Origin of the sequence: Arthrobacter sp. efr-133-R2A-63 (assembly GCF_030209795.1) — a bacterium.
In the GTDB taxonomy this organism is placed as follows: Bacteria; Actinomycetota; Actinomycetes; order Actinomycetales; family Micrococcaceae; genus Arthrobacter; species Arthrobacter bambusae_A.
In genome coordinates this window covers 45,009-71,707 of the sequence record NZ_JARVRG010000021.1, presented here as the reverse complement: position 1 = coordinate 71,707, position 26,699 = coordinate 45,009, and the positions used below count along the sequence as shown (strand labels likewise).

General features: G+C 62.8%; 25 protein-coding genes and 2 tRNA genes. 11 read left to right on the top strand and 16 right to left on the bottom strand.

The genetic code is table 11. From position 1 onward, the window contains the following. Positions 1 to 6 precede the first annotated feature (6 nt). The 8 genes from QRN45_RS11070 to QRN45_RS11035 all read left to right on the top strand — a co-directional run bounded on the left by QRN45_RS11070 (position 7) and on the right by QRN45_RS11035 (position 5,896). A complete protein-coding gene (locus QRN45_RS11070; RefSeq protein ID WP_284763376.1) occupies positions 7 to 948 on the top strand; it encodes a hypothetical protein in 942 nt (313 codons plus the stop codon). 14 nt (positions 949 to 962) lie between these two features. Next, positions 963 to 1,385, top strand: a complete 423-nt coding sequence (locus QRN45_RS11065) for a hypothetical protein (RefSeq protein WP_284763374.1) — start codon at positions 963 to 965, stop codon at positions 1,383 to 1,385. A gap of 11 nt (positions 1,386 to 1,396) precedes the next feature. Beyond that, positions 1,397 to 1,726, top strand: a complete 330-nt coding sequence (locus QRN45_RS11060; RefSeq protein ID WP_284763373.1) for a hypothetical protein — start codon at positions 1,397 to 1,399, stop codon at positions 1,724 to 1,726. Between the two features lie 61 nt (positions 1,727 to 1,787). Further along, positions 1,788 to 2,756, top strand: a complete 969-nt coding sequence (locus QRN45_RS11055; RefSeq protein ID WP_284763371.1) for a LysM peptidoglycan-binding domain-containing protein — start codon at positions 1,788 to 1,790, stop codon at positions 2,754 to 2,756. Between the two features lie 5 nt (positions 2,757 to 2,761). Beyond that, positions 2,762 to 2,887 (top strand): hypothetical protein, encoded by a 126-nt coding sequence (locus QRN45_RS11050; protein ID WP_284763369.1) that lies wholly within the window; start codon positions 2,762 to 2,764, stop codon positions 2,885 to 2,887. Beyond that, positions 2,887 to 3,213, top strand: coding sequence for a hypothetical protein (locus tag QRN45_RS11045; RefSeq protein WP_284763368.1), 327 nt, complete (start codon positions 2,887 to 2,889; stop codon positions 3,211 to 3,213). The genes QRN45_RS11050 and QRN45_RS11045 overlap by 1 nt, the downstream gene beginning before the upstream one ends. Further along, positions 3,210 to 5,153 carry a sialate O-acetylesterase gene (locus tag QRN45_RS11040; protein WP_284763366.1) on the top strand — a complete coding sequence of 648 codons (1,944 nt, stop codon included), beginning with the start codon at positions 3,210 to 3,212 and terminating at the stop codon, positions 5,151 to 5,153. The genes QRN45_RS11045 and QRN45_RS11040 overlap by 4 nt, the downstream gene beginning before the upstream one ends. Before the next feature lie 176 nt (positions 5,154 to 5,329). Next, a complete protein-coding gene (locus QRN45_RS11035; protein WP_284763364.1) occupies positions 5,330 to 5,896 on the top strand; it encodes a hypothetical protein in 567 nt (188 codons plus the stop codon). Here the strand turns inward: QRN45_RS11035 and QRN45_RS11030 are convergent. The 12 genes from QRN45_RS11030 to QRN45_RS10975 form a co-directional block, all read right to left on the bottom strand. After that, complete coding sequence (locus tag QRN45_RS11030; RefSeq protein ID WP_284763363.1) at positions 5,893 to 6,096, bottom strand: hypothetical protein; 204 nt, start codon at positions 6,094 to 6,096, stop codon at positions 5,893 to 5,895. The two genes, QRN45_RS11035 and QRN45_RS11030, sit on opposite strands and share 4 nt — an antisense overlap. After that, positions 6,093 to 6,257 (bottom strand): hypothetical protein, encoded by a 165-nt coding sequence (locus QRN45_RS11025; RefSeq protein WP_284763361.1) that lies wholly within the window; start codon positions 6,255 to 6,257, stop codon positions 6,093 to 6,095. Before QRN45_RS11025 ends, QRN45_RS11030 begins: the two co-directional genes overlap by 4 nt. Positions 6,258 to 6,282: 25 nt before the next feature. After that, positions 6,283 to 7,629 (bottom strand): O-antigen ligase family protein, encoded by a 1,347-nt coding sequence (locus QRN45_RS11020; protein ID WP_284763359.1) that lies wholly within the window; start codon positions 7,627 to 7,629, stop codon positions 6,283 to 6,285. Between the two features lie 184 nt (positions 7,630 to 7,813). Further along, positions 7,814 to 8,875: an acyltransferase family protein gene (locus QRN45_RS11015; protein WP_284763357.1), complete on the bottom strand. Its 1,062-nt coding sequence runs from the start codon at positions 8,873 to 8,875 to the stop codon at positions 7,814 to 7,816. A gap of 209 nt (positions 8,876 to 9,084) precedes the next feature. Continuing rightward, positions 9,085 to 9,537, bottom strand: coding sequence for a hypothetical protein (locus tag QRN45_RS11010; RefSeq protein ID WP_284763355.1), 453 nt, complete (start codon positions 9,535 to 9,537; stop codon positions 9,085 to 9,087). Between the two features lie 221 nt (positions 9,538 to 9,758). Beyond that, positions 9,759 to 10,349: a hypothetical protein gene (locus QRN45_RS11005; RefSeq protein ID WP_284763353.1), complete on the bottom strand. Its 591-nt coding sequence runs from the start codon at positions 10,347 to 10,349 to the stop codon at positions 9,759 to 9,761. 99 nt (positions 10,350 to 10,448) lie between these two features. Next, entirely contained in the window at positions 10,449 to 10,748 is a 300-nt protein-coding gene (locus QRN45_RS11000) for a hypothetical protein (protein ID WP_284763351.1), read from the bottom strand. 47 nt (positions 10,749 to 10,795) lie between these two features. Beyond that, positions 10,796 to 11,506 carry an SOS response-associated peptidase gene (locus QRN45_RS10995; RefSeq protein ID WP_284763350.1) on the bottom strand — a complete coding sequence of 237 codons (711 nt, stop codon included), beginning with the start codon at positions 11,504 to 11,506 and terminating at the stop codon, positions 10,796 to 10,798. 18 nt (positions 11,507 to 11,524) lie between these two features. Then, positions 11,525 to 11,698 (bottom strand): hypothetical protein, encoded by a 174-nt coding sequence (locus QRN45_RS10990; RefSeq protein WP_284763349.1) that lies wholly within the window; start codon positions 11,696 to 11,698, stop codon positions 11,525 to 11,527. A gap of 573 nt (positions 11,699 to 12,271) precedes the next feature. Then, positions 12,272 to 13,414: a tyrosine-type recombinase/integrase gene (locus QRN45_RS10985; protein ID WP_284763348.1), complete on the bottom strand. Its 1,143-nt coding sequence runs from the start codon at positions 13,412 to 13,414 to the stop codon at positions 12,272 to 12,274. Positions 13,415 to 13,503: 89 nt separating this feature from the next. After that, positions 13,504 to 13,591: transfer RNA gene (locus QRN45_RS10980), tRNA-Ser, on the bottom strand. Between the two features lie 140 nt (positions 13,592 to 13,731). After that, positions 13,732 to 15,993, bottom strand: coding sequence for a prolyl oligopeptidase family serine peptidase (locus QRN45_RS10975; RefSeq protein ID WP_284763347.1), 2,262 nt, complete (start codon positions 15,991 to 15,993; stop codon positions 13,732 to 13,734). A 59-nt stretch (positions 15,994 to 16,052) separates the two neighbouring features. On the opposite strand from QRN45_RS10975, the gene QRN45_RS10970 reads away from it, so the two are divergent. After that, on the top strand, positions 16,053 to 18,056 hold the full coding sequence (locus QRN45_RS10970; RefSeq protein ID WP_284763346.1) for an FAD/NAD(P)-binding protein: 2,004 nt from the start codon (positions 16,053 to 16,055) through the stop codon (positions 18,054 to 18,056). 120 nt (positions 18,057 to 18,176) lie between these two features. Here QRN45_RS10970 and QRN45_RS10965 read toward each other — a convergent pair whose 3' ends face one another. The 4 genes from QRN45_RS10965 to QRN45_RS10950 all read right to left on the bottom strand — a co-directional run bounded on the left by QRN45_RS10965 (position 18,177) and on the right by QRN45_RS10950 (position 24,979). Then, a complete protein-coding gene (locus QRN45_RS10965) occupies positions 18,177 to 22,676 on the bottom strand; it encodes an ExeM/NucH family extracellular endonuclease (protein ID WP_284763345.1) in 4,500 nt (1,499 codons plus the stop codon). Positions 22,677 to 22,955: 279 nt separating this feature from the next. Then, positions 22,956 to 23,735: a VOC family protein gene (locus QRN45_RS10960; RefSeq protein WP_078106563.1), complete on the bottom strand. Its 780-nt coding sequence runs from the start codon at positions 23,733 to 23,735 to the stop codon at positions 22,956 to 22,958. 123 nt (positions 23,736 to 23,858) lie between these two features. Further along, positions 23,859 to 24,743 (bottom strand): undecaprenyl-diphosphate phosphatase, encoded by an 885-nt coding sequence (locus tag QRN45_RS10955; protein ID WP_241710647.1) that lies wholly within the window; start codon positions 24,741 to 24,743, stop codon positions 23,859 to 23,861. 148 nt (positions 24,744 to 24,891) lie between these two features. Continuing rightward, positions 24,892 to 24,979 (bottom strand) — tRNA-Ser (locus QRN45_RS10950). 114 nt (positions 24,980 to 25,093) lie between these two features. On the opposite strand from QRN45_RS10950, the gene QRN45_RS10945 reads away from it, so the two are divergent. Further along, complete coding sequence (locus QRN45_RS10945) at positions 25,094 to 26,077, top strand: NAD(P)H-quinone oxidoreductase (RefSeq protein WP_284763344.1); 984 nt, start codon at positions 25,094 to 25,096, stop codon at positions 26,075 to 26,077. A gap of 35 nt (positions 26,078 to 26,112) precedes the next feature. Then, positions 26,113 to 26,694, top strand: a complete 582-nt coding sequence (locus tag QRN45_RS10940; RefSeq protein ID WP_284763343.1) for a PadR family transcriptional regulator — start codon at positions 26,113 to 26,115, stop codon at positions 26,692 to 26,694. The last annotated feature ends 5 nt before the right edge of the window (positions 26,695 to 26,699 follow it).

Below are 26,699 nucleotides of genomic sequence, written 5' to 3'. Positions count from 1 at the left end.
GGTGTAGTGACTGAAACCGACCGGGCAAAGAACCGGGCAGGCGTTCCCGATTATGGCGTGTACGGTGCCGAGGATTTCAAGGTGAAACCTCACCCGTCGATCCCGTACGCGGTGATCGTGACCAAGGGCAAAGCCCACGGATGGGGGGTCACGGATGAGGCGGCGACGGATCAGGTTGTGCAGTGCGACGCTATCAGCTCTGGGACTCGCTACGACTTGATTGTGGATCGTCGCAACTGGCAGCCGGCGGCTGGTGGACCGTCAACGCTCGTGGCGATCCCGGGCGGGGCGACACCGGAAATCCCCGCGGCCCGGAAGATCGGCCCCGGAGTGGAGGATGACCAGCCGCTCGCTCTGGTGGAGTGGAATGGCGGGTTGAGCGCCCCGAACCGAATCATCGACCTTCGGGTGTGGGCGGGCAATGGCGGCCTGTACGCCAAGGATGACCTCGTGCGCACCTATCTGACGGGCATCGGTACGGAGGTCAACATCAACGGCACGGTCTGGTCTTTGCAGCTCGGAGACAATAACCTCGCGGTCTGGGTGAAGAAAACCCCGGGCGCCAAGGTTTACGTCGCGTCGTCATGGATGGCCGGTGCCATCCCGATCTCGACGTCGCCTGACGGGAACAACATCAAGCTTGCAACGATCAGCATCCCTGACCCTGGCTTCCCCTACCACGTTCAGGTTCAGGCCCGTTTCGAAGGTGGCAAGTCGGCCACTCGATGGGACGCGAACATTTCCATGGCTGGGCAGCCGTGGCTCGCAGTCGCCGCCTTGGGCAACACTGTGGCTCCTTGGTATGACATTAGCGGGTTCACAACGAACCCCGTCAGCGGGCCGAGTTCCGTAGATCTGAATCTGGTTCGGCTTTATGGCACTGAGTCGTTCGGGCTCACGGCTTTCAACCGGGCCTTCCGGGCCATGGTTGTCCCTGCGGCGCTGTGAGTGGGTGGAAGCCAATGAAGATCAAGACGACCATTCTGACCATGTGGCTCATGATCCAAGAGCCACGCTTCTTCTCTATCTGCTATTGCGGCGCGTACCTGGTGATGGCGATCGCCGGTACCGCTGTCCTGTTGGACCCGCCCCGGACGATGGAACACGGCCTCGGTGAGATCCTTGTCCACGTCTGGGCCTGGCTACTGCTCTTCGGCGGTGTGCTCGGCTCGTTGACGACCTTGCCGGGGATTTGGTGGCTCGAACGGCCCGCCACGATCGCATGTATGTTCGCGATCACGATCTACGGCGCTGCGGTGCTCGCCCTGCCACTAACACAGCCGAGCGCCCGGATCGTCTCAATGTGCTTCATCGCGTTCGCCCTTCTCACGTTCGCAGTCCGCCTAGTGAAGATCAAACACTTCGCCTACGACCCCGAAAAGTAGAGGTCCAGCGAATGGACGGAACACAACAATTCGTGCTGGCCATGGTCAGCATCGGCGGCGGCATGGTCGCCTTGGAACTCATCAAAGGCCTCGTCAAGTTCTTCACCGGCGCCGCAGGTCGCGAGCGCGCCCGAAACGTCACGATGAAGGAACAGCGCAACGAGGCTTGGGCGGATGCCGAGCGGGAGCGCGACCGGGCCGACCGCGAGGCGCATAACCGGCGCATCACGGAAGAGTACGCCTCCCAGCTGCGCCGAGACTGCACTGAGCATGGCATGACGGATCAGGAGCTTCGCCCGTGGCCCGTCCTGAAAAAGCCGCCGCCTGACAGCACCACCTAACCAACCCTCGAAAGGCCCTGGCAGTCGCCGGGGCCTTTTTCATGCCCGGAAAGGGGCCATCATGAAGCTCTCGAATCTTGCAAATGTCCTTCGCGCTGCAGGTCTTACCGTTGTTGAGACCTCGGGCTGGGCCTCTCGTGGCTACGCCGGGCACGACCTGGCCGAGGTTCGCGGCGTCCTCTGGCACCACACCGCCACGAACCGTGGCGCGTTCGCCGGCTCCGACGCTCCGACCCTGAACATGTGCATCGGTGGGCGCCCCGACCTCGCCGGGCCCCTATGCAACATCGTCTTCGGGCGCAACGGCACCGTCTACCTTGTCGCCGCGGGGCTGGCGAACCATGCGGGCCGCGGTTCGGCCGCCGGGATTCCAACGGACGCCGGGAACTACTACCTCATTGGCATCGAAATGGAGTCCTCCGGGGTAGCGCCGTTCGACTGGACAGAGGATCAGATCAGGGTTGCGCCGCACCTGGGCGCGGCACTGGAGCGGGCATACCTCCTGAATCAGCCGGAGGAACTGCGCCTGCAGCTGGGCCACCTCGAATACTCCTCCGAGGGCAAGATCGACCCGGCTGGCTGGCCGGGCGGCATGGACGGCTTGCGGGCATCGATCAACGCCGTTCTCGGCGGCGGCGCTCCTGCAACTCTTGTGCCGGCTTCCACACCCGCCCCGGCGCCCGCGCCCGCGCCGGCCCCGGCTCCTGCCCCCGGGCAGATCATCCGTAGTGACAACGAAATCCACTGGGTGGTTGAGCGCGGTGACACGCTCTCGAAAATTCAGGCCTACTACAACGGCCCGAGCGTCGATCAGATCGCGGCTTACAACCGCATCGACAAGAACAGCATCACCCCCGGCCAGAAGGTGTGGATTCCGGGGCCGTTGGTGTGGATCATCGAGGCTCCGGACACGATCCGTTCGATCGCCGACTATTACGGCCTTGACGCCGGATACCTCGCGGCGCTCAACGGCCTTCCCGGGCCGGATGCCGAGATATACATCGACAACGTCCTCACCATCAAGGCCTAGGCCCCATGCGGTCATTTCTTTGGGTGGCGGCCATCGCTTTCGCGGCGGCCGCCACCTGCCTGGCCATCTACGCACTAACCGTTGTGGACGCCTTCGTTGCTGTCCTCGAACTAGTGAAAGGGGCTCTGTAGTGGAGACTCTCGCAACCATCATGGCCGCGGTCCTCACCGTTGTCTCGCCGCTCGGGATTGCCTGGGCCAAGTCGGAATCGTGGTCGAAGGTCATCAAGGTGGCCGTTCCGATCATCGTCTCTCTGGTGATCGCTACCGGCTACCTGTGGGCCAGTGGCCAGCTCTACAGCCCGGAAGGTTGGGCAAAGACCATGCTTGCCGTCTACGGCGCCCAGCAGCTCGCATACACCACGATCCTGCGCTGGTGGGCTTCCATCCTCGAACAAGCAGGCCAGAAGCCCAACGACGGGCCATCCCACCGCGCAGACCACAAGGAGACCTCATGACCACGTACCCTTTCGAGGCGCCCCTGTTCGTTGACGCTGTGACGTTCACCCGGGCCCCGAACGCGCAGATCACGATCTACGACGAGGCGGACACTGCAGGCACAACGCCTCTCGTCCTGACGGACCCGAACGGCTTGCCTCTGGCCAACCCGATTACGTCTTCGCCGGATGCGTTCGGCCCCAACTTCCGCGCCCCGAGCTTACGGGTGAAGTGGTCAGGCGGTGGATTGACAGGCTTCCTGTCGTCGCCCCAGGCAGTGTTGGACGAAGCAAAGGCGGCCCGGGTCGCAGCCGAAAGTGCTCAGGCATCCGCTGCGGCGTCGGCCGATCTGGTCGGCGCACCTGCGGACGTAGCCGTGGCGGCCCTTCTGAAGGGTCCGTCGCAGACGTCGACAGCCCTTGGAGCTCGGGTTGACGTCCACGCTCAGGACGCCGTCCCACCGCTTGTCGCTCAGGCGATTGCTGCTGACCACACACCAGCAAATGCAGCGGCTGCCGCGATCACCACGGAAATCGCTAACCGTCGGCTCGTGCAGGCAACAGACCCGGGCGCGCCAGGGGTGCAAGACATTGCTGAAGCATCAGGCGTCGTCTACGTCGAGGCAACCCTCGATCCGGCGAACCGGATGATCGAGGGCATCAAAGCTGACGGAACGAAGCACATCCCGGTACTGCAGACTGAGCGTCTAACCCTCGGCCCGACGGTATTTGAAGCAAGCAGGCCGCCGTACTTCAGCACTGTCGAGGCGGACGGCGCCGGGTACATGGCCGCGACTGTTGATGCCGCCGGGCGGGTGTTGGAGGACGCGCTAGGCGAGGACGGCCGGACTCCTGACTGGATTCTGGCCGCCCACAAAATGCGATCCGCACCGCTTTCGGACAAGTCCTTCCCGATGGACATCATCGTCGGAGCCGGCCAGTCCAACATCGGTTCTACACCTGATCCGATCATCGCGGCCATCGACCTTGAGCCAGTTGACCCGCGCATCTTCTTGTGGTCCGACACTGAAGGTCTGGTCCGGTTCTCAGATTCGGTCAATCGCCGGATACTGACGCCGCGTGCCATCTTGTCGTTCGCAAAAGAGTACGCGCGCACGAAGCTCGCGCCCGGTCGGAATGTCCTGATCGTAAATGGCGGGCTCGGATCGACGGGGTTCAGCACCTCGAGCATTGTCCCCACGCCAGCCGGGTATGTGGCCGGCGGCGGAACGTGGGACCGGACGCTAACCACGGACCCGAACAACCTCTATGCCCGGCTCGTAAACTGGACGAACGCCGCGAAGGGCCTTGCTCCTGCCGGGTCGAGTTTGGCCGCTTTGCTCATCTCCCTCGGGGAGACCGATAGCGACCCCGGCAACAAGACGCAGGCGCAGTTCGCCACCCTGTTGGATGACATGATCGCCCAATTCCGGGCAGACATGGCAGCCCCAACACTGCCTGTTCTCATTGGCTCCATGGTTCCTGCGTGGACTGACGAGACAGCGACTCGCCAGGCCATCGCGAGGGCGCACGAGGACACGCCTCGGCGTGTCGAGCGTTCGGCTTACGCATGGGGCCCGGCTGACCTGCCCGACTACTCGGGAAATGTGCACTGGTCTGCTCAAGGCCAGATTGCCCGCGGCCCAATCTTCCTCGCTGCTTACGAGCGGGCGAGGTGGAATGTCGCGACGACGGAGCCAGTCCCGCCGCAGGGCTTGAACGCTCGTCGTACGGGCGGGACGGTCCTTGCATCCTGGGAGCATCCGCCGTGCCGGATCTCGTCGTTCACGCTGCAGTATCGGGTGGACGGCGGCGCATGGAACACTGTCGCGCTCACGGACGCAACGTCACGCAGCGCGACTCTGGCGATCTCCCTCGCGCCCACATCAACGATTGGGCTTCGCATCAGCACCACCAACTCCGTTGGCACGTCCAATTACTCACGAGAGGTTCAGGCATAATGACGATCGTTCGACGCACAACCACAGCAGCGAGCGGCCCCAATGTTGGGCTCCTGCCCCTGTTTGTCCCAGGGGCCGGGGTCCCGGGGGTCGCGCACCGTTGGCTGGCTTCACAGATCGCGGGCGTTGAGGGCGACTCTGTGGCCTCGTGGGCGGCCCAGTCCGGGGCGGTCGCCATGACGCAGGCAACTGCGGCTAAGCAGCCAAAGCTTCACATCGAGTCCGGTGTGAAGATGCTCCGATTCGATGGTGTTGACGACATCCTGAAAATGGCGACGGCACCCGTCGAAGCGAACGTACTCACCGTCGCAATGATCGCCAGAGCCTACACAAACCCGACAACCCAAACGGGCATCATTGGTCTCGGCGGCGCGACCGCGAAGTACAACGCTGACGCGATCCCGAAGAACGTCTACGTCTTTTGGACTGGTACTGGCACCAACAAGCGGCTGCAGTTGAATGCCAGCCTGGACGGGGCTAACTTCCACACCCTGAGTGTTGTTGGCGACAGGGTGGGCGGGAAATATGCCATGAACGTCGACACCGCGACCGCCTCGGTGCTCGATGCCGGAACGGCCCCATTCCAGGGCAACGGCCAGATCGAGGTCGGCGCCTACGCAGGGTCAACCTACGGGGCCATCGACGTCCTTGAAGTGATCACATGGAACACGGCGCTCACTCAGGCGCAGCACTTTGCTGTTCGGGACGCGATGAGGCTTGCATACCCGGGCATCGTCGCTTAGCGAACGCGGGATCTCCGGCCAGCACCCGAGCTTTGAGTGATCGCTGACATGGCAAGCATGGCGAGCAGCATGCCGGGTATCCCCCATGCCGGGGCCATGTCCTGCATGAAGGGGAACGTGATGTAGATCCAGAGGAGAGTCGCCGCGGTAGTCACACCAACGATTACCGCGGCGGCGGTCAGGAAGATTCGTTCCGTCACTTGGAGAGAAGTTCTTTGAGTGCAGCTTCGTATTCCGAAGCGATTACTGACAGGTCTCGGCCTCCGGCCGGGAAGGTCGCGAGGTCGCCCCAGTCGGAGCGCACTTCCTTGGCGCGAGCATATTCGGCGGACAGTTCAAGAAGGCGTTCCCCAATGGTCATGCTGTACACGATACCAACTGACGCTCTACTGAACTAGCGCCCGATCATCAAGCTTGGCGCCATTGGCGCCATTGGCGGTTGGTGCGGGTGGTTCCTCTGGGGCCTGAACTGTCACGTGGGTTTTTGCCGCCGACATGGCCAGGACAAGCCCGAAGAGAGTTAGAGAGGCGGCCTCGAAAAAGAAGAAGTCCTGCGTTACCTGACCGAGGAAGCCGATGAGTGCGGCGCCAGCCCCGAGGCGGAGGGCATTGTGCTTGGCGCGGATTGCCGCGAAGCATGCGCCGACGGTGAGGATAACGAATCCTGCGAAGCCGATCCATCCGGCGTCGAGAGCCATCTGGAGGAACGTGTTGTGCGAGTGGGCAAGAGCCTTGGAGGCATCGACTATGCCGGTGGAAACGTAGGCCTGAAAGTTGTTGAATCCAATGCCGAGAGGGTGCTCAGTGGCAAGCTGCATGCCGCCAGCCTGCATCTGCTCCCGAACGACGTCCCCGCCGGGCTGGACGATAAATCGGTTGATGAGGGCTGTCTGATCGGCCTCGGGAATGACTAGCCAGATGATTCCGCCTAGCCCACCCAGTGTTGCGAGGATCCCAAGAAACCGTCCGGGCCTCGTGACCTGGCGGAACATGATGACCGCAATACCGATGAGCATGCAGATCAACGCGCCCCTCGACAAGGACTGCACCACACTGATCGCGCAAAGCACGGTCATGGCCAGAGCCCAGAAGCCGCCACGTCTGTGCGTGCGGCGCAGTTCAAGCAGGAGGCCAAGGCCAAGAACGGATGCCAGCGCCATGAAGTTAGCAAAGTTGGTGTAGTACCCGAATGTCGAGTTGTAGACACCGTCAGCATAGGGCGGCCCAACTAGGAAATACTTTCCGGAGCGTTGCAGGATGCCAAATATGGCGGCTACTGCCCCTCCAGTAACCATCCACCAGGTGAGCTGTCGGGTCAGGTTCGGGCGTGCCCCACACATGGCGGCTGTCCCAACTATCATATTGAGGACCAGGAGCCAGCGAACGGTCCCGAGAGTTGCTTCGGTCCCGTCCTGGGCACCCAATGCTGCGGCGACTAGGCCGATCGCCAGTAGAAGTGAGCCGACCACAACATATGCTGACAGGCCTCCGCGGCGGATTGCGGCCGCCGCGAACACGGGGGCCGTAAGGGCAAGGACGATGAGCAGTGTTGTGAGTTCGAGGCTGTCAAGGCCGTAGTAAATATGACGGTCATAGACGGCGGCGACTATCACAAGGAATGGTGCGAGATAAGGTCGTTTCATCATCGCAGCGATTGCAAATATCGCAATTAGCCCACCGAAAACTATGTAGGGGGCTTTGCTCCCGCCTTTGATCATCCCGTAGGTGGCCAAGCCCGCTACGGCACCTGCCCCGAGAATCCAAAGAACGTATGAGTACCTTCTAGCAAGCGATCGCACGGGTTCCCCAATAATTAGACAAACAACCTTACCGGAAAGCTTACTTCGTCCGGCCGCAAAGCGACGCTCGGTACTCCACGGAGGACCGCCGTATTACATGCGACTCAAGACACGAAGGTCAGACGGGCGCGCCAGCCTTTTCCGTGTTTCGAGGCGAAGTCCGGAGCTTGACCCGCGATACTCCGAGTGCCATACCCGGGACCTCTATGAATCTGCGGCTGAGAGCCGCGAGACCGAAGGAAACCGGCAGAGCGATCGCTGCTGTCAGCCACGTGCCCAGGTGGAGACTCTGGGCGAAGTAGAACAACGGGTAGTGCCAGAGATACAACGAGTAGCTGATGACGCCGATATAAACGAGCGGCGGGCAAGAAAGTATCGAGGCAATTGCACCGCCGGGGCCAGCCATGAGGCCAGCCAGGAGCGGCAAGCATCCGAGGATAACGACTGGGGCCAAGATCGCTGCATCAACAAGTCCGGTGCTGTTCATGATGATTGCACAGATGCCCACCCCGGCCCCAGCCCACATGAGCCATGCGCGGACCGTGCGGATGATCCCGGTGTTCAACGCGAGCGCTACAACGCAGCCTGCGGCAATCCCTCCCATTCTCGCAATTGGGTTCAGGGTTGCGGTTCCGCTGCCCGTAGCAACAACGAACAAGGCGATACATCCGCTTGAGGCAAGGACGGTCACGAGAAATTGAGCTTTACGTGGCATCTGGAAACGGGACGCGATGATGAGGAACAGTGGCCAGATCAAATAGAACTGTTCCTCTTGGGCCAGTGACCAAGTGTGCTTCAGCGGTCCTAGGTCGAGGTGAAGGAAAACAGTCCCAATGTTTGTCGTGTAGGTTCCAGCCGCAAAAAGTGCAATCCAGTTCGAGCCGACGATCGGCGTAAGCGCAGCGACCGCAAGGATCACAACCAGGAGCGCAGGGTAAAGCCTAAACAGTCGACGCAAATAGAAATGCCACAAAGATATGCGGCCACTGCGATCCAACTCTTTCAGGAGGATCGTAGTTATCAGGTAGCCGCTTAAGACAAAGAAGACGTCAACGCCTACGGAACCAGCATCCCAAGCCCCATAAGCGTGGTGCGCGAGAACCAGCAAAATGGCGATTCCCCGCAGCCCGTCAAGGGCCGGAACGTATCCAAGGCTAGATTCCTTGCGCTGCTGATCCACAGTTCCCCCCAATTGTTCCCGTGCAAGACGAGCCGATTCTACATGTAGCCAAGAACCCAGCTGGGCCTTGAGGTTGGCGACGGCGTAGCAATCGACACATTCCGGGCGACGCCGGATCCGCGCCGGAACTCGTCCCACGGAGACTCCTCATGATCGAAACACTGTCCCCAACGGCCGGCTAAGTGCGCGCAGATCTCTGCTGCGAGGAGCTATTTCACGACGACGCCGTGCCCAGCGTTCCCATCAGCGCGAAGGCCGTCGATGTCAAGGCTGGCATCGCCCTGGATTCGCATCCCATCCCCGCCGTTGTCGCGAACGGTTATGTTCCGCATAGTCGTGCGGGCGCCCGGCCGCCCCACACCTTGGACCGTATGCGGGTCCGGAACTTCACCCGACACGGCGTCAGCTACTGGCTCCAGGTGCGACGCCTTGTCCCACAGAACGTAGGCGCCTTGGAGGGTTAGTAATAGGCTCGCGACAATCACTACAGCTAGGCCGCAATATGGAAGCCACGTCGGTAGATCACTGACCTTGAAGATGACGACGGTAATGCCCACAAGAGACAAAACCCCTGCAAAGTTGGCCACCCAGAGCACCAAGCGGACCATGCCCTTGGCGTAGCTTTCGCGGTACGCCGCGACGATGAACTTGAGAAACCCCATAGCCACACCATATCGGATGACCGAAATTGCGAACCGTCCGGCATTCTGCCGACGTTGTCTGCGAGTAGCCATCGTGGGCCATCCGGACCGCGCCGTCTCCGCGCCGACGCCCGGCCCTAAGGGATGGGGCTCAGCGGCCACCTAGCGGGCCCGTGCACCCCCGCCCACGACTACACAAAACAGCCCCTCACCGTCCCCCACGGTGAGGGGCTGTTTTGTCGTTAGTGGACCGAACCCAAAGGCGGGAGAATGTGATCAATCGCGTTTTGCTGTTCGACGGTTGGTTCCGTGAAGAAGTCAAGAATCAGGTCACGTAGATCGGCCTCGAGAATGTCCCGGCGGCCAAGGAAGAATCTCGTAAGAACGAGCAGCCCGACACCAAGCATCTCGGCACGGGTCTCCCAAAGCTGAAGCTCATCGAAATCGACCGTCTCCTGCAGGCCAGGCTCCTTCTCGCGTTCCATATAGAAGTCGACCGCGCCGCTTGCGATGGAAATCTTCGCTCCCACCACCGAGTGGGCTAGTTTGTTGCGGTAAATCTGAATCTTGTCGATAGCTTTTCTGAGCCGCTTCCTGTCCGCCCACTCGTCGGGAAGCGCTCTTTCCAGAAGCCTAAGTTTTACGCTGACTTGCTCGCCCTCGAAGATCCTGCGCGTTACGTCGTGGTCTGCGCTCGTGGTCATCCACGCCAGCAGGGAGGACAGATGCTGGTCAATCTGAGCCGACAACACGGTCAGTCGCCCTATGTGTTCAAGAATTCGCTTTTCGGTCTCTCGCATGGCTTCGATATCCACTCGGGATGAAGTGATCACATAGCTCTCCACTCAGCATCGGTTCCGGGCCCCTACTGGTGACGATGGCTAGGGGTGGTGCGCTCTAGTCAATCAGATGTTTGATTGAGTCGCTCGCGTTCAACGCTCTCTCAGGTCGATCTTCCTTCGTCGCACCCTGGACGCTTCCACCCAGACGTCTTTGCGGCCCTCGTAGTATTCCTCGGGCCAGGGCACCTGCACCAGCACATGCACCTTCGTCCACCCATAGGCGAAGGCAGGCACCTCGTGACTCTGCCCGTTGTCGTAGTCAAGCTTCACGAAGACCGGCAGCGGTTCCTTGGGCATCGTCGCACCCTCCAAGGCCGCGGGGTCCACAGGCGGCACCATGGGCGTGACCTTGCGCGAACGCGGCGGTCCCCAGAACTTCTTTTCCTCCACAGCCAGAGTCTCCCACCGCGGGCAGACAATGAGCAGAGGTAGCTGGCTTAGGCCGCCGGCTCGATGAGTTCGGGCCCGTTGTTCCGCACATAGTTGACCTTGTCACTCACCACGCGGGGCAAAAGGTGAGGTTCGGGCATCGAGTCCAGCAGAGCCCGGACGTCAGCCTCGGACGTCGTTTCGGGGTCAAGCCAATCTGAGAACATCTCAGGCGGCACGATCAGCGGTGTGCGGTCATGGATGTGTCCTAACGCGTCCGAGGCCGCCGTCGTGATGATCGTTGCCGTTCGCAACCACTTCTCAGGGTGACCGTCCGGTAACGCCGGATCCGGCCAGTTCTCGAACAACGCCGCGAACGCTAAGATCTGATCGTCGGGGGCGTGCAGATACGTCGGGATCTTCCCGCCGCCGGGCTTCTTCTCCCACTCGTAATAGCCATCGCCAACGAGCAACCCGCGCCGGGCCGAGGCTGCTTTCCGGAAGGACGGCTTCTCGGTGACGGTTTCCATCCGGGCGTTGATGAGTCGTGCACCGCCCTTGGGATCCTTCGCCCACGACGGCACCAAGCCCCAGCGAGCCGTGACCAGCTTCCTCGTAACCGGCTCGCCTTCACCTGAGCTACGGTCCAGGATCAACGGAACCGCGTCAGTCGGCGCCACATTGTAGGAAGGCTTCAGCTCATCGACATAGGACTCATGCACGTCAAAGGCAGCCATCAGGTCGGCAGTCGATTTCGAAACAACGTAACGTCCGCACATGACTTCTCGATCGTGTGACTATGCGTTTGGTTGGAGCAACTCGCGGAGCGCTTCCTCATATTCTGCCGCAATTTGCTTTGATTCCCGGATGTTTGGACGGCGCATGTAGTCCAATCCGCCGGCTTCTCGATCCGCTTCAACGGCGGCGTAATACTCGAAGGTCAGGTCCAGTAGCTTTTCCCCAAGGCTCATGTGGTCGAGCCTACAGCGATAGTGGGTTTGCTGCGCGGTATCGAACCAATCGATCGACTTTGCGGATCGCAATCATGCGGCCACCTTCGGGAACCTGAGTCTTGGCGGCGGTTAGTGCTTCCTCGTAAGTCGCGGCTGTCTCCGTGACATGGCTGAATGAGCCGTCCGGCGCTTCGATAGTGCAGGTAACTTCCACCGCAATAGTGTATGGCTGGGCCGGGCCGGAGGTGCGCCGCCACCTGACGCGATTAGGTAGGCCCTCAGGTGGCGGCGACCCTCCAAATTATCGACAGTTCAGAGCCCGCTCTCAGTTTCGCCATTATCTTAACGAAATCTTTACGCCGAGTCCTCCCCGGAAACACAGGCCTCCCCGGGTGCCCGGCGCCCTGCGTCCCTGCCTGTCGTCCGGTGGCTACGTGTGGCGCGTAGCTACAGGAGTAGCTACACCTCGGCGTCGATCGACGATCTCTAGAAACGAGAAAACCCCGGAATCTCTAGGATTCCGGGGTTTTATTTGGTAGCGGTGGGGAGGCTCGATCTCCCGACCTCACGATTATGAGTCGTGCGGTCCTGCTAGGCGGTGAGCACGCCGGTCAGTGCAGTTTCAACCATTGCGGCGGCCCGGAAGTGAGCATCCGGAACCAGGTGACCGTAGGTCTTCGTAGTGGTGATGATCGACTCATGCCCGAGCCTATTCGCCAGCTCGTATAGGTTCATGCCGCCGGCGATCATCATTGAGGCGTGGGAGTGCCTGATGTCGTGGATCCGTGGGCGCTTGCTGACCACAAGTGGCGCATCCTTGTTCGCTTCGGCGGCTTTCACCGCGTCATACCAGCCATCAAGCCACTGCCTATGCTGCGGATAGACCAGCGTGTCAGGCGAGATCGAGAAGACAGGCCGACCGGGCACTGCTGACTCGACGCGGGCGCGGATGGCTTCCACCGTGGAAGGCGCCAGCGCAACTGTGCGGCGCGCTTTCTTGGTCTTCGGGGCTCCGACGGCCCAGCCGTCTTCCATCTCTTGGTAGGCCTTCGTGATGCGCACTGAGGGCGTCACCGCGTCTAGCTGGAAGTCAGCACGCGTGAGCGCTGTTGCTTCGCCCAGGCGCAGCCCAGCCCCGATGAGCAAGGTCCACATGGGGCGCTGCCATTCGTCGGCTTGCTCGATGATGAGATTCATTTGGTCCATGGTCAGGAACATCGCTTTGTCTTCGGTGGCATCATCCTTGGGCAGTAGCCGCCCGTTGCAGGGGTTGTCTGGCCGGAGGCGACGGCGAACGGCCGAGTTCATGGCCGCGTGGACGAACCCGTGAACGTTGGCGACCGTCTTGGGGGAGCACCCCTTTTTGACCATGCGCTTGATCCATTGAATTAGGTCATCTTCGGTGATCTGATCCACCGGAAGGTTTCCGAGGCCACTGAAGTGATTGTTGATGTACCCGCGGTATCGCTTGATCGTGTATTCGCGGACGTTGATCAGCCGTTCGATGTGCCCATTGGCTACCTCTTCAAATGAGGGGGACCGGGAGATCTGGCGGAGTAGCGCCGTTTGGGCTGCTTGGGTGTCGTGCTTGACGGCTTCGAGCAGGTTCTTCCACTGGGCGGCAGCCGACTCGGTTGGCAGTGTTTGCCTGTGTCTTTCGCCCTTGTCGTACCACTCGACGCGGTAGCTGGTGATCTTCCCAGCCTTGTTTTTTCTGGTTTCTATCGTTGCCACTTGATTCGGCTCCTTATGCCCTTGGGGGGATTTTCGCCGATCAAGGGGGGATGCCCGGTAACTTCGTTGAGTTACCGGGCATCCGAGGGCGGAGACGGGGGGATTTGAACCCCCGGTGGAGTTGTGCCCCACACTTCATTAGCAGTGAAGCCCATTCGGCCGCTCTGGCACGTCTCCAGTTGCTATTGCTAGCCAACCAAGGATACGCAGAACTGGGCATCCAGTGCAAAACGGGGGTGCGGGCCGCCGTCGGGCGCCGCGCTGCCGCCTGTCGGAGGTGGCGCGGGCCGCCGTCGGGCGTTCCATCGTTGAGTGCGTTAGTGCCCCGAGCCGTCCTTGCCGGCAAGGGCCCGCCACAGGAAGTGCTGGCTGCGGGCTTGAAGTGAGGCCGCCTGGCGGTTGTCCGAGGCTCCCGCGTGACCGCCTTCGAGCGCTTCGTGGAACCACACGTTCGGGATGCCCATTGCCTGCATCCGGGCTGCCATCTTTCGGGCCTGGACCGGGCCCACACGGTCATCGGACGTAGCTGTCCAGATGAAGGTCTCCGGGTACTCCACGCCGTCGCGCAGCAGGTGGTACGGCGAGAAGGTACGGATGAACTCCCACTGCTCCGGGACGTCTGGATCGCCGTACTCGGCAATCCATGAGTAGCCGGCCGAGAGCTTGGTGTAACGGCGCATGTCCAGCAACGGGACGCCGCAGGAGATCGCTCCGAACAGTTCCGGGTACTGGGTGAGCATGTTGCCCACGAGCAGTCCGCCGTTGGAGCCGCCCACGCAGCCGAGCCGCCGCGGACTGGTGACGCCCCGCGAAATGAGGTGCCGCGCCACAGCAGCGAAGTCCTCGAAGGCGCGGTGTCGATTCGCCTGCAAAGCTGCGCTGTGCCAGGCGGGACCGTACTCGCCCCCGCCGCGGATGTTGGCTACGACGTAGACGCCGCCGCGTGAATGCACCGCGGAGCCGTCTTCGGAGGTGGTGCTTTCGGTCCGGCGCTCCAGCCAGGCGCGCCCGATGGCTCCGCTGTAGGCCGGCGTTCTTGAGACCTCGAACCCGCCGTAGCCCGAGAGCTGTGTGGGGTTCTCGCCGTCGAGGTCCAGGTCTTTGGAAGCGACCTGGAAATAGGGCACGCGTGTGCCGTCCGCGGACGTGGCGAAGTGCTGCTGTACCTCATACTCCGCCTCGTTGAAGAACGACGGCGAGGACTTCACCGCTGCATGCGTACTGGACACACCGCCGTCGTGCCCTGCGTCGAGGCTGTAACTTGCAACGCCCGGGGAAAGGGTGCCACGCATGAGCGTGGTGGGAGTGGTGAATCCGGTGGCCACGAGCCAGTAGTCGTTGCCGGCGTCGTCACCTTCCGCTTCGTCCTCGTCGTCGACGGCGTAGGCATTCACGTCGTGCAGCGGCGGGCACGCGTCCAACAACGTCGAGGCCCACCCTCCGGCCGGGTCCTTGCTGGCCGGGTCCAGCACCCTGATTTCGGAAGAGACGTCATGCAGCAGGTTCAGGAGCAGGTAGTTCCGCGTCCAACTCCACGACTGGAGGGACGTGTGCTCATCCGGGGTGAAAAGCACCGTGAAGTCGCGTTCCCCGGACAGATAGCCCTCGAAGTCGGCAGCCAGCAGGGACCCGGCGGGGTACGTGGTCCCGTCCACGTTCCAGTCCTGCCGCGGACGGAACATGAGCCATTCACGGTGGGAACTGAGGTTGACGTCGGTGGGGACATCGATCGCAAGCCACGCGTCGTCGCGCAGCACCGACGTGGTCCGGTTGAAGAAGTCGATCCAGTCCACGGCGAAAGTGCGTTCGAAGCCCGGGGTGGAGTCGTGGGCGACGAGCGCCATCATGTGGTCTTCGGGGATCTCGAAAATCCGCTCGGCTTCGGCCAGTGACTGGCCGCGGCGGAGCTTCACACCCGTGCGCGAGTAGGACGAACTGGTTTTCGGCAGGCCGTCGGCGGTCGTGGCAACCAGCAGGGTATCGCCGTCGAGCCAGCTCACGTTGCCCTTCGCGGTCGGAAGGTCGAAGCCGCCTGTTGCAGGGTCCACGAAGGTGCGGGTCTCGACGTCGAACTCGCGGTGGCGGTTGGCGTCGCCGCCGTCGGGGGAGAGGGCGATGATGGCGAGGCGGTGCGGTCCGCCTTCGGCCGGGCGCAGGAAGTTGGCGCCGTGGAAGACCCATTCTTCGCCTTCAGCGGCCGCCAGCGCGTCGATGTCGAGCAGCACGTCCCATTCCGGGGCGTCGCTGAGGTAGCTTTCCCACGTGGTCCGGCGCCAGAGGCCCTTGGGGTTCTGCTGGTCCTTCCAGAAGTTGTAGTAGTGCTCGCCGCGCTTGTTGACCATGGCGATCCTGTCCGTGGAGTCCAGGACCTCCAGGATTCCGGCTTCCAAAGCGGCGTATTCGGCGTCATCCAGCAAGTCTTCGGTGCGGGCATTTTGCTCCCGCACCCAGGCCAGCTGTTCCTCGCCGTGAATGTCTTCGAGCCAGATATTCTCGTCGACAGGTTCGGGGGCGATTGCGGTTCCCTGGGCAGTTGCGTTGTCGGGCGCGGGCGCTTGATCAGCTGCTGTGGTGGTCATGCCTCATCCTAGAGTGACTATCTGAGGAGGAAGCAAGTCACAAGAAGTTAGGCTTGGGCGTGGGTAAATCGCAGAACATTCGGGTCGGGCTGATCGGGGCAGGTCCCCGCGGCACCAGTGTGCTGGAGCGTTTGCTCGCCAATTGGGCTGCGATGGAAACGCAAACGCGCTCCCTTCACATCGACGTCGTGGACCCGTATCCCGCCGGTCCGGGGCACGTCTGGCAGCCCCAGCAGTCCCGGCTCTACCTCATGAACACGCAGTCGTTTTATCCCACGCTGATCCCCGAAGACGAGCGACTCGCGCCGCCCCTGGCCGGGGGCTCGTTTGAGCAGTGGCGGGCGAAACAGCGGTCCGACGGCGGCCCCGGCCTGAGCCCCGAGGAACGGGCCGAACTTGCCGGACTTGCCTCCCACGACTTTCCCAGCCGCGCCCTTTACGGACGGTACTTGCGCTCTACGCTCGAGCAACTGCTGGACCGTATCCCGGCCGGCGTGGAGATCGCCTTCCACCGGAGCAACGCCGTGGCGGCGCATCCCCTGCCGGGCGCCCCGGCGGACGGCGCGCGTGACGGTTCGCCGGGCAATCCCGCGGGCGGAGGGTTCGACGTCGAACTCGACGACGGCGGCAAGCTCACCGTGGATTCCCTCGTCCTCGCGCTGGGGCACCTGGAGTCCAGGCTCAACCCGGAGCAGCGTTCGTTCAGGGAAGTCGCGGCGGAACTCGGGCTGCTGTACGTGCCGCCGGCCGCACCCGCCGACGTCGACTGGGCTCTGGTTCCGGACGGGGAGACGGTCCTGGTGCGGGGCATGGGCCTGAATTTCTTCGACGTCATGGGCCAGCTGACCGAAGGCCGCGGGGGACAATTCGTGCCCGCAGAAGATGGTCTCCAAGGGGAGCTCAAGTACCTGCCTTCGGGCCGCGAACCGAAGATCATCGCGGCCTCGAGGCGAGGCACCCCGTACCGGGCCAAGGCCGGGCTGGACGGTTACTATCCCAAGTCCGTGCGCTTGCGGTACCTGACCGAGAGCGCGGTGGAACGCTTCGACGCGGCCGGGATCCAACCTGGCTTCGACCACGACCTATGGCCCCTTCTGCATCGGGACGCCCTGTGGGCCTATTACTCAACGCTGGTCGAGGCCGAACCCGTGGCCGTGACTGACGCGACGGAGTTCCTGGCTGCCCTCGAAGATTTGTTGCAGCCGCATGCACACGCCACAGGGCGATGGGAGAACCAGGTCGGGGAGTTGGTCACCACCCATGTTGCCGCGTCGCGCCGCCTTGACCTGCTGGGTCTCGCGGCGCCCTTGGCCGGGCATTCCTTCGCGTCCAGGAAGGAACTCGACGCGGCCGTCGTGGACTACCTGGACGACGACGCCCGCCGTTCCGCGCTCGGCGAGTCTGATCCTGTGAAGATGGCCATCGGGGCCTTGCACGCCGGACGGGCAATCCTGAAGAGTGCTGTGGCCGACGGCGGGATCACGGACGAATCGTGGGTCGGTGAGCTGCGCGGCTGGTTCGAATCCTTCGTTGAGGGGCTCGCGAGCGGTCCTCCTGCTCTGCGCGCCGAACAGTTGGCCGCTTTGGCGCGCGCCGGCGTCGTGAGTTTCGTGGGGCCCGATCCGCGATTCAGCGTCGACCGCTCCAACCGTGTCTTCCGCGCGGTGTCTGCTTGGGTGCACGACGACGCCGTGGAAGCCAGGACGCTGATTGAAGCCATGTCTCCCGCGAACCGGGTGGGCATGAGTGTTTCTCCGTTCCTCCGCCAGTTGCTCGCCGACGGGTTGGTGCGGCCGAAGGTCATGATGACAGCCGAAGGAACGCCCGTGCAGACCTCCGGCTTGGACGTCCAGCCGCATCCCTACCGTTTGGTGGGGGCCAATGGTTCGGTGACTCCAGGGATGTACGCCCTTGGCCTGCAGCTTTCCTCCACGCAATGGGGAACGGCCATTGCCGCAGAGGCCCGGCCTTCGGAGGGCACCAGCTACCGAAGCGGCCAACGGACCCTCCGCGACGCGGACGAAATCGCCAGGGACATGCTCGGCCTTCCGCTCCAAAAATGAGCATGTCCCACCAACAAAAATGAGCATGCCCCCCGCCCGTTCCGACGAGTGGACATAAACGTGGTATGTCCACTCGTCAGGGCCGGGGGAGAGCATGCTCATCCGGGGTTGGCGCTGCGGCTAGCCCTTAAGGCACTTCTGGTACTCGAGCCACGCGAAGGCGTACTTGATCCAGCCGATCACGTCGTACCACTTGCTCGGCGCTACCGGCGCGGTGCACTTCGGAGGCAGTGGGGCGGCAACCTTGACGGCGGCCTTCACCACGGTCCCGGACTCGACGGCGGTCAGCACCAGGGTTCCTGTTCCGGCCGCCGCTCCCGCGGGTACCTTGAGGTTCACCGAGGCAGCACCGGAAGCTACGCCGACCGTTCCCAGTTGTGTCGCGAGCCCCTTTGCGTCCGTGAAGACTGCCTTGAGCGAGGCGTTTTGCGGGCTGCCGAGCGAGGTCAGGTTCAGCTTGGAGACGGTCAGGGTCATGGCGTCGCCCCTCTTCACCTCCGCCGCCGTGGTGTTCACTACGGCAACCGAACGGCGGGCGAAGTCCGGTGACACCGGATGGTGCGCGCTCAAGTACTTGATCCACGCGTCGCGATCCACCAGTCCTGAGTCCTTGGTGTTGCTGCCTTCCTTGAAGACCCGGAAGTTGTCACCCCCGGCGGCCAGGAAGCTGAAGGTTCCGATGCGGTACGACTTCGCGGGGTCGATGAGCGCTCCGTTCACCCAAATGGAGGTGATCCGGTCGCCTGCGGGGCGGGCGGCGTCGAACGTGTAGTTCACGTTCTTGGACACGCCCAGCTGCAGGTACGGACGGCTCGGCACGGAACCATCGGCGTTGGTCTGCCACTGCTGCTCAAGAAGTGACTTGAACTTGGCGCCCGTCAGGGAGGTAGTCCAGAGGTTGTTCACGAAGGGCAGTACAGCGTTGGCCTCCGCGTAGGTGATGGTGCCGTCGGGTGCGTAGTAGAGCTCGTTGCGCAGTCCGCCGGGGTTCACGACGCCGATCTCGGCACCGCCCAGTTCCGGAGCCTTGAGCGTGTCCACGAGGGAATCCGCCACCAGGTTGCCGAGGGTGGATTCGCTCGCGCGGTCATCACGCTTGGGAGTCCCTCCAGCGGGGTCCGGCGTGAACGCCGTGGTGATATCCGCGGTGACAGCGCCCACCGGCTGATTGCCGACGACGGCGGCGTCGGCCAGCGCCTTGTCGACGATGGCCTTGACCTGTGCGGCACGCGGGTAGGTTCCGGACATGTCCGTTGTTGACCGCTTGACGTTGCCCGCGGTGTAGGCGGTCACGGCCATGCTCTTGGTGTCCACTGTCAGCGTGATACGGCCGATGTTTTCGCCGTAGTTTCCGGTCTGCACGATCGGGCGGGTCTTGCCCGTCGGCTGGCCGTTGGCGTCGAGGATCGGTGCGTCCCAGGCATATTCCTTGTGGGTGTGGCCGGTGAAGATGGCCGCAACATCAGGTGTGGTTTCGTTCACGAGCTTGGCGAACGGCCCGCCCGCGGCCACTTCCTGTTCGATGGTCGCACCGTCCGGGGTACCGGCTCCGGCGCCGTCGTGGACTTCCGCGACGATCACATCGGCCAGCTTTCCGGCCTTGATCTTGGCGGCAACACGGTTGACGGCGTCCACAGGGTCACCGAATTCAAGGTCGGCGATGCCGGCCGGGCTGACCAGGGACGGGGTTTCCTGCGTCACGGTGCCGATGACGGCCACCTTGATGCCGTTCATGTCCAGGACGGTGTATTCCGGCAGTACCGGGGTGGTGGTGCCCTTCTGGTAGACGTTGGCACCCAGGATCGGGAACTTCGCGTTGTTGCCCCCGGCGATGACGCGGTCCCGCAAGTCCGACCATCCGCCGTCGAACTCGTGGTTGCCCACTGCGGACGCCTTGAGCTCAAGCGCGTTGAGCACGTCGATGGCCGGCTGGTCCTTGGCCACCGCAGAGGCGAAGAGCGACGCGCCGATGTTGTCTCCGGCGGAGATGAAGGCAGTTGAACCGGCCGCGGCGCCGGCCCGGAGCTGTTCGATGGTGCTGGCGAACAGGACGGTGTTGCTGTCGATGCGTCCGTGGAAATCATTGATGCCCAGGAACTGCAGGTCCACGCTGGCCGGTGTGGTCGGCAGGTTCAGGCCGACCACCACGGGATCGTGGTCGCTGGCCCGGAATTGGTCCGGGGCGTAGTAGTTGCCGACATTGTTGTTGTACCTGCTGTACTCAAAGGCGACCGACTCCACCGAGTTGATGTTCCAGATGTCGGTTCCCGTGACCACCTCACGGGCAGCGGGGGAGGCAAAGATGTGGTCGAGGGAGCCGACCATTCCGCCGAACAAGTACGAGTGCTTCCCGGTGCTTGTTTCCAGATCTGTGTAGCCTGCCCCGGTCAGGACGTTGATCGGGTCTTCTCTGGAATAGGCGTTGAAATCGCCGATGAGGAACACTTTGTCGGTGCCCTTGGAGGACTTCAACAGATCGGCGAAGGCCAGGAGCGATTGTGACTGCTTGGTGCGGGCGAGGTTGGAAGCGCCTTGGCCCTTGTCGGTGTCGTCCGGTGTTACTGCTGAGCCCTTGGACTTGAAATGGTTCACGATCGCGATGAACTTCTTGTCATCGCTTGCCCCCACGGGCTTGAATACCTGGGCGAGGGGTTTGCGTGCGCTGGCGAAAGCGATGGTGTCGTTGTGGATGATCGACTCACCCAATGGTTCGGCGCTGGCCTTCTTGAAAATGAACGCCGTACGGATCATGTCCTCGTCGCTCAGCGGGGGAGCGTTGGCAGGCGTGCGGACGTAGTCCCAGATTCCCGGGGTCTCGATGTTGAGGGAATCCACCAGCTTCGCGAGGGCATCGTCGCGGTTCTTGCCGAATTGTGCCGAGTTCTCGATCTCCTCCAAGGAGACGACGTCGGCGCCGGACTTGGTGATCGCAGCGATGATCTTTGCTTGCTGGCGCTGGAGGTTCTCGGCATTCGCCGCACCGCGGGCGTTGCAGCCGTCCTTGACCGTGATCGGGTTACCGTCCCGGTCCGTGTAGTAGGTGCAGCCGCTGAGCTGGTCACCGGTGGTGGGGAAGAAGTTCAACACGTTGAAGGAGGCGATCTTCAGGTTGCCGCCCACGTTAGCCGGGGCCTGGGGGCGGCTTCCGGTGAAGCTCACAGGCTGCACCGAATCCGCGGTGGCCGGGGTCAGTTGGGAGAGCGGCTGGAATTTCCAGGAGTTGTTCCCGTAGCCGAGGATCACGTTGGTGCGGAAGGTCGCAGCCGATCCGACCCGCACGGGATCGCTCGTTGCCAGGTAGGGAAGCGCCTGTGCCTTCGTGGAGGCGTCCTTGAGGAAGTTGGTGGACGCGCCGTCGTCGAGCTTGATGCCGCGAAGTGCGTTGTCCGCAACCACCGCGTTGTATTCGGCTGAGCCGTAGTTTGCGACGGCGGTGGGCTGGACCAAGGGAGAGGTCCCTGCAGCCAAGCCGATTTCGCCGTACTGGTTCAGTGAATAGTTGTCCGCCACGGTGAAGGCGCCCTGGGGTGCCACGAGCATGCCTTCGTAGCGCTCTCGGGTGGTTTCGTCGGCCGGAAGCGCGAAGTTGCTCGGCTTGACTTCAGGTGCGGCTTCGCTGAGCTTCTTCACTCCGCTTGCGTCCGCGGTGAGCTGCGTCTGGTTGGAGAACTCGCTTACCGTGCCGGTGAGTTCGAGGTAGTCGCCGATCCGGGTGCTTTCCACGGTGGACGGCGAGTAGACGAAAATAGCGTCCGACGCCGTCCTGGCCGCCGGAGCGGTGTCGCCGCCGGTTCCCGGGGTCTGCAGGTAGTAGCCGTTGAAACCGCCCGTGGCGTAGACGGCCGTGACTTTGCCCCGGGTGGTCACCGTGGCACCGGTGAACGGGCTGGCCGCCCCCGTGCCTTGGATTTCCGCAATGGTCTTGGTGCCGGCGACGGTGGGCGGAGGGGCAGTGGCCCCGGCCGCCGTCGGGGTGATGGCGGCGCTGAGGCTTAAGTCGGCGGCGTTGTTGTTGGTGTCCGCTCCGTTGGTCCGGTTCAGGCTCCTGACATCGGTGTTGCTTGCCGGTGCCAGGGCAGCCGCGGTCTCGAAGGTATTCGTGCTGCCGTAACCGAGGAGATCGGCTACGGCCGGGTTGCTCACGACGGAACCCGTGGGGAGGGGGTTCACGGCAGTGCCCTGCTTCGCAAGGACGATGGTTCCGGCACTTCCGCTCGGGTTGAGCGTTCCGGAACCGTCGACGTCGGCAGCCGGCAATTCTGCCGCCGTCGAGCTTGCGCTGTTGCTGGCGCCCTTGACGAGGAAGAATCCCTTGGCCGGGATGGTGCCGCTGAGGGGAGTGATGAAGGTGGGCGGATTGACGTTGCCCGCCGCGCGGTATTGGAGCGACCAACCACCCAGGCTGACGGCGGAGTCGGAGTTGTTGTACAGCTCCACGAACTTGTTCCGGAACGCAGCGCCGGCGCTTCCTCCGCTGAGGTAGGCCTCATTGATCACCACCGACGGGCCTGTAGCGGTGGGCGTATCGGCTGCCACGGCCGGAATGGTGGCGAGCGGGGCTGCAAGCAATCCCGCCGACACCACCAAACCGACGAGAAGTTTCCCATTTTTAAAATGCATTAGCTCTAACTTTCAATTGGCCCTGTAGGGCGCAGTGGAAGACACCCGCCGTGTGCGTCGGCGGGCGGTGAACCGGGCTTTACTCCGGCGGGGATATCACGCTCGGCATCACATCAGGCGTGGATGAATACCGGGTTGCCAAATGGTGACGGCACAAACAAGAGAGAGCATGCCCTCCCTTTGAGGCGGGGAGTGGACATAATCGCAATATGTCCACTCCCCGCGTCGTGGGGAGAGCATGCTCTCTGGTGGGTGGCGGGCTGCGCCTGGCGGTTGGGCTTATGCAGCCTGGTTTTGGATGAGCTTGAAGATCGCACCCGTCGGATCGGTCAGGGTGGCCATCCGGCCGTAGGGAGTGTCCTCAGCCGCCTGGATGACGGTGGCGCCCAGGGCGGTGGCCTGCTCGATCGTCGCATCGACGGTATCCACCGCGAAGTAGACGCCCCAATAGGACGGCACCTCGGCGGGGAGGAAACCGGAGGCATCCATGATGCCTGCCTTGGAGTTGTCGCCCTCCCCGAGCGTCGTGTAGCGGAACTCCGGGGTATCGCCCACGACGGTGGTCTCCCAGCCGAAGACATTCTGGTAGAAGGAAACTGCCGAGTCGTATTCTTTGGCGAAGAGCTCGTGCCAGGCGGGTGCGCCTGTTTCGGCAGCCAGCTGATAGCCCTTCATCTCGCCGAACTGCCAGGCGCCGATTGCTGCTCCGGAGGAGTCCGCGTACATGGCCATGGTTCCCTGGTCCGGCACTTCCATGGGTTCCATGTAGACCTGGCCGCCGTTGGCGACGGCCGCTTCGGTGGTGGCCTTGATGTCGTCAGTGCGCAGGTAAGTGGACCAGACATCGGGCATCTGGCCCATGTCCGGCTGCTTCTGCATGATCCCGGCCACCATCTTGCCGTCCTTCGAGGCCGTGATGTAGCCGCCGTACTTTTCCTGGTCCCCGGTCTCGTAGGTCCAGCCGAAGAGGGTGTTGTAGAAGGACTTTGCCTTCTCCGTGTCCGAGGTCATCAGGTCGATCCAGCAAGGTGAGCCGGGGGTGATGTCAGGCGTGGGCATGTTCGCTCCTGTGTAGTTACCGCGGTTGTTTCCACGGTTTCATGAGTGGGTGGTGGAGACAGACAAAACCCTATGCGGGGCCCCTGACAGTTTCAATGGCTTCGCACAATGCCGGCAGCGAACCTAGCCCATGACGAGCATCAAGACGAAGTAGATCACTCCGCCGACGACCGAGTAGATGGCAAAAGGCGTCAGGGTCCTGGTCTCAAAGAAACGAAGCAGGAACTTGGTGGCGAACCATGCGGCGACGGCCGCGCACAGTGCGCCGACCAGAAATACGCCGCGCTCGTCGGCCATGGCCGGCGTGAAGAGGTCGGGCAGTTTGAGCACTGCGGCAGCGCCGATGATCGGCGTGGCGAGAAGGAAGCTGAACCGCGCGGCGTTCTCGTTGTTCAGCCCGGACAGCAGGCCGCCGGCCATCGACGAGCCCGAGCGGGAAATGCCGGGAATGAGGGCCGCGGCCTGCGCGGTTCCGATTCCGAGGGCGCGTTTCCACGACAACGTGGCGATCTCGGCGTCGGAAGCCGTTGCCGTTGTGTTCACATGGCGCGCGGACGTGAGCTGCCTTTCGCGTGTCCGCAGTCGCTCGGCACCAAACAGGACCAGGCCGTTGACCACAAGGAAGACGGCGGCGATCAGCGGGGAACCGAAGAGGTTCCGGATGGGCTTTTCCAGGACCAAGCCGATGATTCCGGCAGGCACGGATCCGACCACCAGCAACCAGCCGAGCTTGGCATACGTGTCCGACGGAGCGATCTTCCTGTCCCGGATGGACCGGCCAAGACCCTTGGCGATTTCGATCCAGTCCCGGAGGAAGAAGAAGAACAGCACGATTGCCGTTGCCAGGTGGGTGGCTATGAGGAAGTTCAGGAATTCCGGCGCCTTTTGGTCCAGGCCCCAACCGAAGAGCTTGGGCAGAATGACGCTGTGGCCGAGGCTGGAAATCGGGAAGAGCTCGGTGATTCCCTGCAGCAGGCCCATAATGATGGCCTGGATCATATTAATCATGGGTTCGATCCTAGCCAGTACCGGTTACTGAGAGATGAACGTTTGCTGGGAGCTGGCCGGGTGTCAGCCGGTGAATGCACAAGAGGCCGGCCATGGAATCCGAAGATTCGCATGAACCGGCCTCTCGGCTGCGCTGTGTCGCGCCACGCGGAAGGTAAGGGATTTGAACCCTTGGTGCGGGGTTACCGCACACTGGTTTTCAAGACCAGCTCCTTAGGCCGCTCGGACAACCTTCCCTGCCTAGTAGTGTTTCATAGGGAGTTGGCTGCGCCAAAAACCTGCCTCCGCGATTAACGCGGTTAAGGTGTCTGAAAAGCCAACTGCACTGAGCGAGGGATCGGGAGCACTCCATGAAAACCGTCTTCATCTCCGAACCGGGCGGGCCCGAGGTTCTGGAAATCCGCGACGTCCCTGCTCCGGTTCCCGGCCCCGGCGAGGTTCTTATCGACGTCGTCGCCGCCGGCCTGAACAGGGCGGACGTCCAGCAGCGCCGCGGCTTCTACCCGCCCCCACCGGGAGCATCCGACATTCCGGGCCTTGAGGTCTCGGGCAGGATTGCCGCGTTCGGGCCCGAGGTCAGCAAGCCGTTTTCCGTGGGGGACAAGGTGGTGGCCCTGCTTTCGGGTGGCGGCTATGCGCAGCAGGTTGCTGTCCCGGCGGAGCAGGTTTTGCGATTGCCCGACGGCGTGGATCTGGTCACCGCCGCATCCTTGCCTGAGGTAGCCGCAACGGTTTACTCGAACCTCATCATGACTGCGCAGCTGCAGGCCGGTGAGACGGTGCTGATCCATGGCGCCACTGGGGGCATCGGCACCATGGCCATCCAGCTCGCCAGAGCGTACGGCGCTACGGTCGCGACGACGGCCGGTACGGCTGAAAAGGTCGGCACCGCGAAAGCCTTCCTTGGCGCCGACATCGCCATCAACTACGCGGAAGAAGACTTCGCCGAAAGCCTCAAGGCACAAAACGGCGGCAAGGGCGCGGACGTGATTCTCGACGTCGTCGGTGCCAAGTACCTGCAGCAGAACGTGGAAGCACTCGCGGACTACGGCCGGCTGGTGGTGATCGGCTTGCAGGGTGGCGCCAAGGGAGAACTCAACCTCGGCCAGTTGCTCAGCAAACGGGCCGCGATCATCGGCACAGCGCTGCGCCCGCGGCCGGTTGCGGAAAAGGGTGTCATCATGAACGCCGTCCGCGAATCGGTCTGGCCGATGCTGGCCGACGGCCGGATCAAGCCGTTCGTGGCCAAGTCGTTCCCCTTGGAGCAGGTCCGCGAAGCCCACGAATACTTCGATTCCGGCGAGCACATGGGCAAAGTCCTGCTGCTGCTCTAGCCGCGCCCGCCAAACCGGCAGCACGAAGGAGGCGTATGTCCATCCGGTACAGCATCCTGGCGTTGCTTCAGGAGCAACCTCGCTATGGCTACCAATTGCGGGCAGCGTTCGAGGAACGCACGGGAGCCGTCTGGCCGTTGAACATCGGGCAGGTGTACACCACCCTGACCCGTCTGGAGCGCGACGCTTTGGTCCGCAAGGAGGGCGACGACGGCCGCGGCCACGTGCTTTTCAGCATCACCGACGCCGGGACCGCGGAAATCCGCCGATGGTTCACAACAGCGGTGGACCGTGGAGCTCCACCAAGGAACGAACTGGCCATCAAGCTTGCGCTGGCCGTCACGACGGCGGGCACCGATGTTCCCGCGCTCATCCAGGCCCAACGTGAGATTTCCCTGCGCCAACTGCAGGCGTATACCCAGGACCGCAAGGATGTCGCAGCCAACCAAAGGGTCACGGATACCGCCCGGCTGCTCGTTCTGGACTCCCTGATCTTCCATGCCGAGGCGGAGGCCCGCTGGTTGGATCTGTGCGACGCGAGGCTGGTCCAGCAGGCCAATGGCGCCAGCAACGGCATGATGGGAACCGTCCGCGGAAACGGGACAGCCACCGCATAGACTGC